Below are 14,637 nucleotides of genomic sequence, written 5' to 3'. Positions count from 1 at the left end.
GATGTTTCACGTGAAACGTCAGAACCTAGACCGAACTACGTGTCCGCAGTCGGGGGCACGCCCACGGAGAAATCATTCAAGTCTGACGCCAGACACAGGCATGAACTCACTACGTAGATCAAGAACCACTCCCCCTCGGTGAACTGATTCAGTTCTGTAGACACATAGTCCCTCCAGCTGAAGCTCATCAGGTGCTTGAAGAAACCGTCAGTATTCGTCGCGAAGTTCGAGAGCACACTTATGGTGCGTCTCTGCTGAATCTACAGACCAGTAACTCAGCGCAGGCGATCCTGATCAGAAACCCGTGCCTAGTCGCAACTGATTGCTTCAATTCCTACTCGCCGCAACTGTCCATCCGCGAATCATGTCAGATGCTCCTATCCCCTATCCGTCTCAGTGATCGCGTTTCATGTTTGTAGCATCAGCGCTCTTACATCTGATGACGCGCTAGTCTCTCGGAACCTCCGTGGAGAAGCCAAAACGATCTCTAATCTAATGAACCCTGATCATCGTGTATTGCAATCTCGAAGAGGTGGAACAGTTATGTAGTTCCTTGGAGACTCGTGACAGCGAATCAGGAACGCCGTTTCTAGAAGATAGCTACGGTACTTCAGTTGAGGCCCGTGGTTCAATTCCTCGCGACAGACAATCTTTCCAACCCCAGGGACACTTCCCCAATGCTGTTGTTGCAGTCCGAGCGAAAGCATATCTCCACGTATGCAGAAGCCAGGTAGCTACACTGAGTCGGCCAGCAAGATCATTAGTGGTTTGCGACGCTGCATCCGACGTTGTAGCTACACACTCGCAGTTCAACGCCGACCCATTTGAATCTGACATCTCCACCGTGATTCCTCCAGAGACCTCTTCATCCCAATATTGGAGCTACATCTTGGAGGCAAATTTGCGGCTGACGGACTGGATCCTTCTGTCGTTCCTAGACTCGCTCTAAGCCCGGATCCCCTACAACCGAACTTTCGCCGATTGCGGTCGCATAAATCTGTAGTCCTGCGTCGTCAAACGTTGAAATCGTAATGTTTCACGTGAAACTTCACGGCTAATCACCCTATCAATCGTCTGTCCCCTCGATCGCAAGACTGGCGAGGCCTGTACCCCAGGTGTGTGCATTCGTCAGCCCCGTCAGGTACCACTGGTAGGACTGAATAGGATTTCCTTCGGCTCGGTCGATTCCACCAGTTATCGATGCCCTTGGAGTCTGTGGATTACTGAGGACGAGAACATCCGTTCGTCTTCCTCTCCATGATGTTTCACGTGAAACGCGTCGTTAAATGCAAAAGGCGCATGTTTCACGTGAAACATGCGCCTTTTCTGCTAAATTATTGCTTCATCTCAGGGTCAATGACCTGCATGATGCGGTTGAGGTCATCGACGGAGGCGAATTCAATACTGACCTTACCCTTGCGCGAGCCAAGTTGGATCTTCACATTCGTGTCCAGGCGGTCCGCAAGCGACGTAGCGAGGAAGTCTAGGCGTTCGTTACGCTGAGTCTCTTTGGTTTTCTTTGCAGCCTTCTTAGGCTTGTCGTCACTGAGCGCTACCGCTTCTTCCGTAGCTCGTACGGAAAGGCCTTCGTTGATGATTCGCTGGGCTAGTTGCTCAATGGCTTCGTTGTTCGAAAGCCCAAGTAATGCCCTCGCGTGTCCAGCGGAGAGTACTCCCGCTGCCACCCGGCGCTGAACCAGTGGAGGCAGCTTCATGAGACGAATTGTATTGGAGATCTGCGAACGCGAACGTCCAATACGATCCGAAAGTACTTCTTGAGTACAGTCGAATTCTTCTAATAGTTGCTGATATGCAGCCGCTTCTTCAAGCGGATTCAGCTGCGAACGATGCAGGTTTTCAAGCAATGCGTCGCGAAGAAGATCATTATCTTGTGTGTCGCGGATGATTGCTGGGATGGTTTCCAGGCCGGCCGCCTGCGTCGCGCGCCAACGGCGTTCACCCATGACAAGCTCATACGGTGCGTCATCAGCTTCGCGTGAGGGACGAACAACGATGGGCTGAAGAAGCCCAATTTCGCGGATGGAATGGATGAGTTCATCCATGTGTTCCTGGTCGAAATTGGTTCTTGGCTGCTTACGGTTAGGATGAATCTGCGTTACATCAAGTTCCGCAAATTTAGCGCCCGGCACCTCAACAAGATCGGACGTCTCATCGGTTGTCACCGAAGGTGCTTCGATCTTTGGTGCAGTCTTTTTAGCTGGCTTTTCAGCTTCGGTGGGTTCAACCACTGGCTTGGCGGACAACGAGCTATTCAACCCTGGCATCGTCGCGCGTGGTCGCTTCGTAGTCTTGCTTGCAGCTGGCGCAGCAGACTTTGGTGCCGAGGACTTGCGACCCGGTTCAAAGAACATGTCTACAGGACGTGCTGCCTTACTTTTTGCGGAATCAGCTTTAGTCTCAGTCGAAGATGTTTCACGTGAAACATCGACTTTCTCCTCGGCAATCTCCGTGACAGGCGAGCTCGAGATAAGAGCACCTAGTCCCCTACCCAATCCACGCTTCTTCTCTGCCATGTTAATTGCACGCCCTTTCGTCCGAACATTCAGCCCGAGACTAGTTTACTGTTTTTAAACTTTCATACGGGGATGCGCGCGCAAAAGCCTAGCTCCAGTGTTGACTTCGCTTCAAACCGCTTAAAGTGAACACGAAAAACAAACAAAAAAATACGTAAATATCGATCTATTTACGTGGAACGGCTTGAGGCAGACTAAGCGCCGCGCTCGGCCATCTCTTGGGCTGCTTCCTTGTACGAAAGTGCGCCAGTTGAGTTGGGATCGTACGTAATGACGGTCTGCTGGTAACTAGGTGCCTCGGAGATACGAACGGACCGAGGAATTACTGCTTCAAGAACCTGCTCAGGGAAATGCTCGCGAACTTCATTAGCAACCTGCGCGGCCAACTTGGTACGACCGTCATACATGGTCAAAAGAATCGTGGAGACGGTCAGCTTGGAGTTCAAGTGCTTCTGAATCATCTCAATGTTCTTCAGCAACTGGCTCAGTCCTTCCAATGCGTAGTACTCGCACTGGATAGGAATCAAAACTTCGCGTGCAGCAACAAAAGCGTTGACGGTCAGAAGGCCCAGGCTAGGTGGGCAGTCAATGAACACGTAGTCGAGTCGTGGGAGACCCTCTCGCTGACGCGTACGTGCGTAGTCATCTAAGGCTCGCTGTAGGCGCTGCTCGCGCGCCACGAGCGATACAAGCTCGATTTCAGCACCAGCGAGGTGGATCGTCGCAGGAGCTACCTGCAAGCTAGGAAGCTCTGGGCAGGTTGCAACAACGTCAGCCAACGGAAGATCATTGATAAGCACATCGTAGATGCTGTCGACCTCGGCATGGTGCTCAATTCCGAGAGCGGTTGAGGCGTTGCCCTGCGGATCAATGTCGATCACCAAAACGTTCATTCCGCCCTGCGCTAGAGCAGCAGCAAGGTTAACAGTGGTCGTCGTTTTACCGACCCCACCCTTTTGGTTTGAGATCGTGAAATAGCGGGTCTTATCAGGCGCTGGCACCGTGGTGGCCTCCAAAGCTTCGCGACGACGAAGTTCGCTAGCTATCTGTGTAGCCAGTGGCGAGGACGAGTCACTGAAGTCAAAAGCGCTGCTCGATGAGCTCTTAGTCTTGGACACAGGTAAAACTCCTCCTCGTGAATTGATGCAACCCATATTCAAGGCAACACCGACAATGTTTCACGTGAAACATTCAAAACAAGTTATTGGAATTGCTAAACAACTTCAGGCCTACAGCTCGCGCGAAATTTGCCGTTAGCGTCCCAAGAACTATTAAACAGACTATCGCGTTGGGCTAGCCAACCTTAATGCGAACCACCGTAGTTGGCTCTGCGAGGAATTCTCCACCGATGGTGAGGACTTCTGTTTCCTTGCCTCCGAGCTTGCGGATGGCCTTGGAAGCCTTGTCGATTTCTTCGGCGGCTGAGCGACCCTTGATAGCAATAAGTTGGCCCTTGCCGTGGAGCAGGGGGATCGTCAGGCCAGCGAGGTTGGTCAGTGCGGAGACGGCACGTGCAGTGACATAGCTAGCGTTAACGGCATCAACCATCTGCTCAGCACGTCCACGCATAACCGTCACGTTATCCAAGCCAAGGTCTTCGATGACTTCCGAAAGCCAGATGCAACGACGCTCTAGTGGCTCAATGAGAGTCAGCTTGAGGTCTGGGCGGGCAATGGCCAAGCAGAGGCCTGGAAGGCCCGCTCCGGAGCCTACGTCAGCAACTTCGACGTCGCGCTCGATGACCGATTCAATCACGGCACAGTTGAGTACGTGACGGGACCACAGGCGCGGTACCTCACGAGGGCCAAGCAGTCCACGCTCAATGCCTGAGGTAGCCAGGTGCTGGACATAGCGCTTAGCTAAATCCAGGCGGTCGCCGAAGATCTTTTCAGCGGCCAGGGTCTCTTCTGCAGTAAGGCTGAGATCCTCAGTCATGGTCTTGGTCCTTTAGGTCGATCAGCACGCTTGCGCGCGATGTTGCTTAGTTGTCCAGTACCGAGATAACGATATGGCGTCGAGTTGATTCACCCTCGGATTCCGAGTGCAATCCTGCATCGGCAATCACGTCGTGCACGAGCTTACGTTCGTAGGCGCTCATTGGATCCAGGTGGACCTTTTCACCCGTTGAACGAGCAGACTCAATGGCTTCTTCAGCCAACTTCTTCAGCTGCCCAGCACGGTCCGTACGATACCCTGCAATGTCCAGGATCAAACGGGAACGCTCACCGGTAGCGGTAAGAACTGCCAGTCGGGTCAGTTCCTGCAGAGAGTCTAAGACCTCGCCCTTATCGCCAATGAGGCTATTGAGCGAGTCATCGTCCTCATCGGTGAGGATCGAAATGTAGGTACGTCCGCCACGGATTTCGATGTCGATGTCGCCATCAAGATCAGCAATATCCAGAAGTTCTTCAAGGTAGTCTGCAGCAACCTCACCCTCGTCGAGGGCGTCTTGTGGTGCCACGATTTGAGGCTCCACGGTTGGAGCGTCAATATTCTCAGTTGCAGTCATCGCTACTTCTTCTTCCGGCGGTTATTTCGCTTTGGCTGGTCACGCTGGCCCTTAGCCTGCTGGAGTGCTGCCTCTTCGGCGGCTGCAGCTGCGTCTTCCTTCTTAACACCTACTGGAGGCAAACCCTTAGTTGCGCGGCGAGCGTTAAGTTCACGCTCTGCCTGGGAGCCTGGAGTTGGGTTGTTACGGATAACCCAGTACTGCTGACCCAGGGTCCAAAGGTTGGTAGCGGTCCAGTAAATCAGAACACCAATTGGGAAGTTGATACCACCGATACCGAAGACCAACGGCAGGATGTACATCATCATCTTCTGCTGCTGCATGAACGGGCCTTCGAGGGCCTCCTTGCTCATGTTCTTGGTCATCAGCTGGCGCTGGGTGAAGAACTGCGATGCGATCATCGCGAGGATCATGATGACGGCAACAACTACGACGGCCCAGTTGGTATGGCCCGAGTTGAAGGTTCCCAAGAAAGTTTCCGATAGCGGAGCACCAAAGATCTCGGCGCTATCAAAACTACGGATGTTCTCAACAGAGAGGGCGCCAACGGACTGGTGGTTCTCGCTGGCGTGCGAGGCATTGTTCAGTACGCGGAACAGTGCGAAGAAGAACGGCATCTGAATCAACAGAGGCAAGCAGGAAGACAGCGGGTTAGTCTTGTGCTTCTTGAACAGCTCTTGCTGCTCCTGAACCATAGCCTGACGCGACATCTGGTCGGTCTTGCCCTTGTACTTCGCCTGTAGCTTACGAAGGTCAGGCTGCAAGGCCTGCATAGCGCGCTGCGATTTGATCTGCTTGACGAATACTGGAATCAGCAACGTACGGATCAGCAGCACAAGGAAGATGATCGAGAGGGTCCAGGTAACGCCTGAACCTTCGTTCATGCCAATCCGAGTGAACAGTTCGTGGAATGCCCACAAAACCCACGACACCGCATAAGTAAACGGAGTCAATATGGTGTCTAGAAAGTTGTTCATCAGTGGTCGAGCTCCTTGCGGCCGCTATCCGCGGCGTCTTCATCGTCGGGAATCACAGGATGATTCAGAACTATGATCCTCGGCAGTTTGCCTTCTGGCCAAATCCTTGGTCCCTCAGGAACATGATCGACGCCCCCGTGAGACCACGGATTGCACCGAAGGATTCGCCAAGTGGTCAGTCCGGCACCTTTAACAACGCCGTGCTGAGTCACCGCTTCGAGCCCATAGGCAGAACAGCTAGGAAAGTATCGGCATACATCGCCATATAGTGGCGAGATGATTTTTCGGTAAATCTTTAGCAACCCGATGACGGTGTTGCGTGGAATATCAATGATGATCCACAGCAACCCAGTGCGGGGGCAGAATCCTTACGCATCAGCGATCCTCGAGCTTCCTTAACGCAGCGGAAAATGATGCGTTGATCTGGGAACGAAGTTCATCCCAAGAAAGTTCCGAGGCGCCAGGAAGCGCACGTACGACAAAGTCAACATCGCCCTCTACGCGCCGAAGCTCGTGGGCGATTTCTCGCATTCGTCGTTTAGCGAGGTTCCTTTTAACGGCAATACCAACAGCCTTGGAAACTATGAATCCAAACCGGTCCCCCGCAAACTCTTCAGTTTCGCGGCGGCGTGCATATAGCACGACGTTCCGGCGTCCGCTTCGGACGCCGGAACGTACTGTGACTGTTAGGTCCTGCGCTAAGCGCAGTCGCTGATTCTTTGGCAACATGATGGTTCAACCAGCTCTTTAGTTGAGCTCGTTGAAATCATGAAGCCAACAGCTGAGTCGCAAATTTATGCTGAGAGTTCGGTGCGGCCCTTGCCACGACGTGCCGAAAGGATGGCACGACCTGCACGGGTACGCATACGAAGACGGAAACCGTGCTTCTTCGAACGACGACGGTTGTTTGGCTGAAAAGTCCGCTTGCTCACGGTGACACTCCAAGACGATCTAGATGATGCGTTCTTCCCGTTGACTATTTAGCAGTGAACAACAGGATGACGCTCGTAACTTATAAAAAGTGTGCGTATTTCGCGGGCTCTTCTAAAAAATGAGCAAGTCGCAAATGAAGCACACAGGACTGAATAACAATAGAAAAATGTTCGCCATAGGTCAAATTGGCGCGACAGTTCCACCAACTTCGCCCGGCAGGCGGTTAGCCTGTGAATAATCTACCCCAAACTTGTGGATTACTACTGTGTATAACGAAAGAAAGTTCACATTTAGCCACGAAACCGCAGGTCATCTCCAAGCTTAAAACGCTTATTCTCAAGGGAAAACCTCTTTTCCACAGTTTAGTGGCCAACTTTTTCCACCTAGCTGTGCATAACTGTGTGGATGGTGGATAGAATCAATGGAGACGTCGTCCAAAAAACGGCGTTTTCGAGCCTTGGAAACAAGATTCGTGTGACCAAGATTGCATTTTTATCGAGAGTGGGGCGCCCTTAGTGAGCAGCGACGAAACCAATAGCATTGGTAGCTCCTGGCGCCAGGTCATTCGCAAGATTGAGGACGACGATCGCGTCAAAGCCCGCTACCGTGCCTTCGTATCGTTGGCTAAGCCGCAAGGATTGATCGGAACTACGTTGCTAGTGGCAGTTCCCAATGACCTGACGCGAGACATCCTGCAGACTCAACTTCGTGAACCTCTAGATGAGGCCCTACGCGAAGTATTCCAAGACGATATCCGCTGTGCCGTCAGCGTTGATCTGTCTCTTTCGGACGAGTTGGAAGAAGAAATTCCAGAAACAACTGCTCCAGCTCCCGCGGCACCAGCCGTTACTGAGACCCCAGGTCCGCGGCCGCAGCCAGCACCACAGCCAACGCCCCCATCGAACTCGCAAGAATTCGGCCGGCTGAACCCCAAGTACATTTTTGACACCTTTGTCATTGGTTCCTCGAACCGCTTCGCCCACGCTGCAGCAGTGGCAGTAGCCGAAGCACCAGCCAAGGCTTATAACCCGCTATTCATCTATGGCGATTCCGGGCTAGGAAAAACTCACCTTCTGCACGCCATTGGCCACTACGCTCGTCACCTGTACAAAGGTATTCGCGTTCGCTACGTGAATTCAGAAGAGTTCACCAATGACTTCATCAACTCCATCCGTGATGACGAAGGCGCCAGCTTCAAGCAGACCTACCGCAACGTAGACATCCTGCTCATTGACGATATTCAGTTCTTGGCCAATAAGGACGCAACGCAGGAAGAGTTCTTCCATACGTTTAATGCGCTGCACAACCACAACAAGCAAGTTGTGATCACTTCTGATCTACCTCCCAAGCAGCTGCAAGGGTTCGAAGATCGTATGCGTTCACGCTTCGAGTGGGGCCTACTTACCGATATCCAGCCACCTGAGTTGGAAACTCGTATCGCGATTCTGCGTAAGAAGGCCGATGCTGAGAACCTTTCGGCTCCAGGAGACGTCATGGAGTACATCGCTTCACGCATCTCCACCAACATCCGTGAACTTGAGGGTGCGTTGATTCGAGTCACCGCTTTCGCTTCGCTCAATAACCAGTCCGTTGATCTGGCCTTGGCAGAAACCGTACTCAAGGACCTGATCAGCGAAGACGGTGCCCAAGAAATCACGCCGTCAACGATTATCAAGCAGACCGCCGAATACTTCGGGCTGTCTATTGATGAGCTCAACAGCAAGTCCCGAACCCGTACTTTGGTCACCGCCCGTCAGATCGCTATGTACCTTTTGCGTGAGCTTACTGACATGTCGCTGCCAAAAATTGGTGCCGAACTTGGTGGACGCGACCACACCACCGTGATTCACGCGGATCGTAAGATTCGTGAGCTCATGGCGGAACGTCGAGCCATCTTTAACCAAGTCACAGAGCTAACTAACCGCATTAAGCAGAGCCAGCGGGAGCATTAATCCCAAGAAATCACAGGTGTGGATAAAACTGTGGATGATCTGGTGACTACCTGCGGATAAACATAGGTACCCATGTGGACGTTAAAAATCGTGGAACTGAGTTTCAACAGGGTGCTGGAACTGAGTGTCAGTTTCAACCACAGATTGTTCACATGCACAATCGCCGTCATTTCACGGTGGATGGGGGTTGTCCACAGTATCCACAGGGGTTATTAACACTTCTCCTTTAAACACTTATTCATCCAAATAACGAGTCCACTCCTGAACCTCGAGCCAAACCTGTTCAAATCTTTTTCTCGCAGCTCTCATCAACAACCGAGACCGAGCGATGACTTTGCATCAACAAGACGTGGCAAGATTAAGATGGAGAGAACGTGCAACTACCTGCTCTATGCTTAAGAACTTGGCGAGGAAAAACCTTCTTGGCCTGACTTAAGTTTCAAAGGGTTCCGAAAGGCGGATTTTTCGTGAAGTTCAGCGTTGAAAAGGATGTATTGGCAGACGCCGTATCCTGGACCGCTCGGTCCTTGGCACAACGCCCACCCTCACCAGTACTGGCTGGCATCTTGATCACTACCCATGACGGCTTAGTTCGCCTCGAGGGATTTGATTATGAGATTTCCTCACACATTGAGATCCCTGCGGACATCTCAGAGCAAGGCTCGATCCTGGTATCAGGCAAGCTCTTGGCTGAGATCACTCGTTCATTGCCAAACTCAACGGTGACTCTTGAAACCGATGGCACCAAGATCTCTTTGACTTGTGGTCGCTCACGCTTCCACCTGGCCACCATGCCAGTTGATGAATACCCAACGCTTCCAGAACTTCCAGCAATTGCCGGCACCATCGATGGTCAGGCTTTCTCTGCTGCTGTTTCTCAGGTCATCGTTGCTGCTTCGAAGGATGACACTCTCCCAGTGCTCACCGGCATCAAGGTTGAAATTGAAAACGACCTGATCACCTTCCTGGCAACTGACCGTTACCGTTTGGCACTGCGCGAACTGAATTGGACTCCAAACACTTCGGAGATTTCCACTTCGTTCTTGATCAAGGCCAAGACCTTGAGCGAAGTTGCTAAGACTCTTTCGGGTGCAGGCGAACTGAAGCTTGCAATCAGCGAAAACGGTGACATGGTTGGCTTCGAAAGCTCCAACCGTCGCACCACCTCGTTGTTGATTAATGGCGAGTACCCAAAGATTCGATCGCTGTTCCCAAGCGACACCCCGATCCATGCAACGGTTCGCACGAGCGAACTGATGGAAGCGGTACGTCGTGTATCGGTCGTTGCAGAACGAAATACCCCAGTTCGCATGGCCTTCACCGATGGACAGCTGACCTTGGATGCTGGTACCGGCGAAGACGCACAGGCTGAAGAAGCAATCGTTGCTTCCTTGCGCGGCGAAGATATTGTTGTGGCGTTCAACCCAACCTTCCTGTCTGAAGGTTTGAACTCGTTCACCACTGACTTTGTTCGTTTCTCGTTCACCAGTGCTCCAAAGCCGGCGATGCTGACCGGTCAGAAGAAGCTGGACGAAGCTGATCAGGATCAGTACCGCTACCTTGTGATGCCAGTACGTTTGCCAAACTCGAACTAAACCCGCAAAGTGGCGGATGAACATTTCATCCGCCACCACGACGTTGTCAGGACTTCGGTGTATATTTCGCAGCTTTCCCTCACGAGCTTCCGCTCGTATGCGCAGGCTGACGTGCACCTAGCTCCTGGCATCAACGTTTTAATCGGCCCCAATGGGGTGGGCAAGACCAACATCGTTGAGTCCATTGGTTACCTAGCTAATTTGGCGTCTCATCGCGTCAGCAACGATGCTCCGTTGCTGAATTTTGGTGCAGAACGAGCTTTGATTCGCGGTACTTTGCACCGCGGAAGCCAAAAGACCACGCTCGAGGTGGAGATCACTAGCGGGAAACTGAACCGAGCAAGGATCAATCGAGCTAACCCGGTACGTGCTCGAGAAATCTTGGGCATGGTGCGAACGGTGTTGTTCGCCCCTGAAGATTTGGCTTTGGTTAAGGGCGATCCATCAAATCGCCGCAAGTTCCTTGACGAACTACTCATTGCCTTGCGACCGATAGAAGCCGGCACCAAAAATGACTACGAACGAATCGTCAAGCAGCGCAATGCATTGCTGAAATCCATTCGTGGAAAATCCAAACTCACCGCTTCGCAAGAGAACACCTTGCAAGCATGGGATCTGCAACTGGCCACCTGCGGGGCTCGACTCATCCGAGGTCGCCTTGATGTTCTTATGCTCATCAGGCCATATATGCAGGCTGCCTACGCGGATCTTGCTGATGGCGGCAAAGCGGCACAGGCGATCTACCGTTCCTCGTTGGAAGGCGAAACCGACGAGAACAGCCTTCCGGTGACGTCGTTGGAGGAGCTAAACCAAGAAGAGATCCAAGATCTTCTTCTTGGTGCCATCGAATCGAACCGCAGCCGTGAACTAGACCGCGGCATCTCGCTATTCGGCCCCCACCGTGATGACCTTGCGCTGATCCTAGGCCCAACTCCCGCCAAGGGCTACGCCTCCCACGGTGAAACCTGGTCCTTTGCCTTGGCTCTGCGTCTGGCAGCCTACAGAGTTTTTGGTGATGATGATCCTCGAGCGGGTTCGGGACCAATTTTGATTTTGGATGATGTCTTTGCCGAACTAGACACCACTCGTCGAGATCGGCTGGCTCATATTGTTGCCGGCGCAGAGCAAGTTTTGGTCACGGCGGCCGTAGTGGAAGATGTTCCCGAAGCACTGAAGGGACATTTCTTCCAGGTATCCCCTGGCCAGGTTGTCGATGCGTGAGCCTGAAGAGCGGGACGAACACCGCTTTGATCCAGAAATCGACTCAGCGAAGGCCTTGCTGAACCGAATGCGTAGGCTCGCGGAAGAGCGCGGCGAACGCCGCGTAGATGCAGCGCGAATGGAAAAAGTTCGCAAACGTCAGTCCGCCCGTCGCGGCTTCATGGACCAAAAGGGAACCTCCGAACCTGGAGTGGTGCGCGACCCTCGAGCTATCGGTGAAGTTGTCTCGCGGCTATCCAAGGCTCGCGGCTGGAACACCCAAGTTGCCGTGGGCTCGGTGCTGGGGCGCTGGGCTGACATCATTGGTGCGGAAAATGCAGAGCACTGTAAACCCGAATCTTTTGAAGATACGGTGGTGGTGATGCGTTGTGATACGACCGCACGTGCGGCACAGATGCGCCTAATGAGCCACGATATTCTGAAAAAATTTGATGCAGAGTTGGGCCCCGGAATTGTTACCGTGCTCAAGGTCTTAGGACCCAATGCTCCGTCGTGGCGTCACGGCATGCGTTCGGTCGCTGGACGCGGTCCAAGAGACACCTACGGATAAAAATAGCTGGCACGGCATATGGCGCGCTAACGCACCCGGAGGGTGGATCCCCCTCACTTATGCTCCGCAACTGCCTCAGAAGGTCAATTGCTAGCTTTATGTGGCCGATTTAGGCCACAGAAGCACCGATTATTTTGCTCAGCGCGGTAGAATTAGAAGCAGTGAAATGATTTTGCTGTGGGTCAACCCCGCGGCGACGTCCCTCCAGACCATGATCACCCGAGACGCACTTTGCGGCGCAACGGTGATCGCGCGCTTAATTCGAGGAGTTCGTAGCACCCGTGTCTACTGAAAATGCTTCACCGCAGGATCCGGCAGAAAGCCAGGTTCCCGCGGAATCGATGACTTCCAAAGTCGAACATACCTATGGCGCCCAGGATATTACCGTCCTCGAAGGACTCGAAGCGGTACGTAAACGCCCGGGCATGTACATCGGTTCCACCGGCCCTCGCGGCCTACACCACTTGGTTTACGAAGTCGTGGACAACTCCGTCGATGAAGCCTTGGCTGGATACTGCGACACCATCAACGTCACCTTGCAAGCCGATGGTGGCGTGCGTTGTGTCGACAATGGTCGAGGCATCCCCGTGGATGTCCACCCCACCGAGGGCAAGCCTACCGTTGAGGTAGTTATGACCATCCTGCACGCCGGCGGCAAGTTCGGTGGCGGCGGTTACGCTGTTTCCGGTGGCCTGCACGGTGTGGGTATTTCCGTGGTTAACGCGCTATCGCGCAAGGTGGATACCGTCGTTCGCCGCCAGGGCAACGCATGGCGTATCGGCTTCAGCAATGGTGGTGTGACCACCAGCCCGCTGGAAAAGGGTGAAGAGACCGATAAGACCGGCACCACCCAGACTTTCTACCCGGATCCGGAAATCTTCGAGACCACCGAATTCGATTTTGAGACGCTGCGTGCTCGCTTCCAGCAGATGGCCTTCCTGAACAAGGGCCTGCGCATCACCTTGACCGATGAGCGCACCCCGGTCAACGCTGAACCAGAAGCTGAAGTCGCTGAAGAGATCGAAAACCAGGTAGTCAAGCCAAAAACTGTGGACTACCTCTACAAGGACGGCCTGCTGGACTACGTCAAGCACCTGAACGCCGCCAAAAAGGTAGAACTGGTTCACGACGAGGTCATCGCCTTCGAATCTGAAGATGCTGCTCGAGGCATCAGCCTGGAAATTGCGATGCAGTGGACCAACGCCTACGCCGAGTCCGTGCACACCTACGCGAACACCATCAACACCCATGAGGGTGGTACCCACGAAGAAGGCTTCCGCGCTGCGCTGACCGGTCTGCTGAACCGTTACGCCCGGGATAACAAGATCCTGCGCGAAAAGGATGACAACCTCACCGGTGAAGATGCCCGTGAAGGTTTGACCGCGGTGATTTCGGTGAAGCTTTCCGAACCACAGTTCGAAGGCCAGACCAAAACCAAGCTGGGCAACTCGATGGCCCGTGGCTTTGTCCAGGGTGTAGTCAACGAGGAACTCAGCGACTGGTTCGAGCGCAACCCCAACGTTGCCCGCGACATTATCCGCAAGGCACAGCTCGCTTCCCAGGCGCGTATGGCCGCCCGCAAAGCGCGCGATAATGCCCGACGTAAGTCGCCGATGGAATCCTTCGGTATGCCCGGTAAGCTCTCGGACTGCTCCTCGAAGAATCCTTCCGAGTGCGAAGTGTTCATCGTGGAGGGTGACTCCGCAGGCGGCTCGGCCAAGCGCGGACGTGACCCACACACCCAGGCCATCCTGCCGTTGCGTGGCAAGATCCTGAACGTGGAGCGTGCTCGTCTGGACCGTGCGTTGGGCAATGCCGAAGTTCAGGCAATGATCACCGCTTTTGGTACCGGTATCGGCGAAGAGTTCGACATGGCCAAGCTGCGTTATCACAAGATTGTGCTGATGGCCGATGCTGACGTCGACGGCCAGCACATCACCACCTTGCTGCTGACCTTGATCTTCCGCTTTATGCGTCCGCTGATCGAGCACGGCTACGTTTACCTCGCTGCTCCCCCGCTGTACCGCATCAAGTGGTCCAATGCGCCGCACGACTACGTGTTCTCCGATAAGGAACGCGATGACGCACTGCTAGCTGGACAGACTTCCAACAAGCGCCTGCCAAAGGACAACGGAATCCAGCGCTACAAGGGTCTGGGCGAGATGGACTACTCGGAATTGTGGGACACCACCATGGATCCGGAATTCCGTACGCTGCGCCAGGTCACCATGGATGACGCCGCAGCCGCGGACGAAGTTTTCTCCGTGCTGATGGGCGAGGACGTTGAGTCCCGCCGTAACTTCATCCAGCAGAACGCCAAGGACGTGCGCTTCCTGGATATCTGATCGGCCTAGGCCAAGACGAAA

13 protein-coding genes are annotated in these 14,637 nt (G+C 53.6%); 5 read left to right on the top strand and 8 right to left on the bottom strand.

The window, feature by feature from the left end; translation table 11 throughout:
- Positions 1-1,334: 1,334 nt before the first annotated feature.
- The 8 genes from N6V40_RS02765 to rpmH form a co-directional block, all read right to left on the bottom strand.
- Positions 1,335-2,534 (bottom strand): ParB/RepB/Spo0J family partition protein, encoded by a 1,200-nt coding sequence (locus N6V40_RS02765; RefSeq protein ID WP_262198883.1) that lies wholly within the window; start codon positions 2,532-2,534, stop codon positions 1,335-1,337.
- A 194-nt stretch (positions 2,535-2,728) separates the two neighbouring features.
- Positions 2,729-3,652: a ParA family protein gene (locus N6V40_RS02760; RefSeq protein ID WP_278184788.1), complete on the bottom strand. Its 924-nt coding sequence runs from the start codon at positions 3,650-3,652 to the stop codon at positions 2,729-2,731.
- A gap of 175 nt (positions 3,653-3,827) precedes the next feature.
- Positions 3,828-4,469, bottom strand: coding sequence for a 16S rRNA (guanine(527)-N(7))-methyltransferase RsmG (gene rsmG, locus N6V40_RS02755; protein ID WP_131089646.1), 642 nt, complete (start codon positions 4,467-4,469; stop codon positions 3,828-3,830).
- Between the two features lie 46 nt (positions 4,470-4,515).
- Positions 4,516-5,043 (bottom strand): Jag family protein, encoded by a 528-nt coding sequence (locus N6V40_RS02750; protein WP_131089647.1) that lies wholly within the window; start codon positions 5,041-5,043, stop codon positions 4,516-4,518.
- A gap of 2 nt (positions 5,044-5,045) precedes the next feature.
- A complete protein-coding gene (gene yidC / locus N6V40_RS02745; RefSeq protein ID WP_131089648.1) occupies positions 5,046-6,020 on the bottom strand; it encodes a membrane protein insertase YidC in 975 nt (324 codons plus the stop codon).
- Positions 6,020-6,322: a membrane protein insertion efficiency factor YidD gene (yidD, locus tag N6V40_RS02740; RefSeq protein ID WP_396268610.1), complete on the bottom strand. Its 303-nt coding sequence runs from the start codon at positions 6,320-6,322 to the stop codon at positions 6,020-6,022. The genes yidC and yidD overlap by 1 nt, the downstream gene beginning before the upstream one ends.
- A gap of 73 nt (positions 6,323-6,395) precedes the next feature.
- A complete protein-coding gene (gene rnpA / locus N6V40_RS02735) occupies positions 6,396-6,749 on the bottom strand; it encodes a ribonuclease P protein component (protein ID WP_131089650.1) in 354 nt (117 codons plus the stop codon).
- A gap of 65 nt (positions 6,750-6,814) precedes the next feature.
- Complete coding sequence (gene rpmH, locus N6V40_RS02730) at positions 6,815-6,952, bottom strand: 50S ribosomal protein L34 (RefSeq protein WP_075972541.1); 138 nt, start codon at positions 6,950-6,952, stop codon at positions 6,815-6,817.
- Between the two features lie 516 nt (positions 6,953-7,468).
- Between rpmH and dnaA the strand changes: the two genes are divergently transcribed.
- The 5 genes from dnaA (at position 7,469) to gyrB (ending at position 14,616) form a co-directional block, all read left to right on the top strand.
- A complete protein-coding gene (gene dnaA, locus N6V40_RS02725) occupies positions 7,469-8,905 on the top strand; it encodes a chromosomal replication initiator protein DnaA (RefSeq protein WP_131089651.1) in 1,437 nt (478 codons plus the stop codon).
- Positions 8,906-9,372: 467 nt separating this feature from the next.
- On the top strand, positions 9,373-10,500 hold the full coding sequence (gene dnaN / locus N6V40_RS02720; RefSeq protein WP_131089652.1) for a DNA polymerase III subunit beta: 1,128 nt from the start codon (positions 9,373-9,375) through the stop codon (positions 10,498-10,500).
- 57 nt (positions 10,501-10,557) lie between these two features.
- Positions 10,558-11,721 (top strand): DNA replication/repair protein RecF, encoded by a 1,164-nt coding sequence (recF, locus tag N6V40_RS02715; protein ID WP_262198876.1) that lies wholly within the window; start codon positions 10,558-10,560, stop codon positions 11,719-11,721.
- Positions 11,714-12,271, top strand: coding sequence for a DciA family protein (locus N6V40_RS02710; protein WP_131089653.1), 558 nt, complete (start codon positions 11,714-11,716; stop codon positions 12,269-12,271). Before recF ends, N6V40_RS02710 begins: the two co-directional genes overlap by 8 nt.
- A 341-nt stretch (positions 12,272-12,612) precedes the next feature.
- Entirely contained in the window at positions 12,613-14,616 is a 2,004-nt protein-coding gene (gyrB, locus tag N6V40_RS02705) for a DNA topoisomerase (ATP-hydrolyzing) subunit B (RefSeq protein WP_207306515.1), read from the top strand.
- Positions 14,617-14,637 lie beyond the last annotated feature (21 nt).

Origin of the sequence: Glutamicibacter sp. M10 (assembly GCF_025452055.1) — a bacterium.
Taxonomy (GTDB): domain Bacteria; phylum Actinomycetota; class Actinomycetes; order Actinomycetales; family Micrococcaceae; genus Glutamicibacter.
Note: the sequence above shows the minus strand (reverse complement) of the source record. Positions and strands in the feature narration are given on the sequence as shown.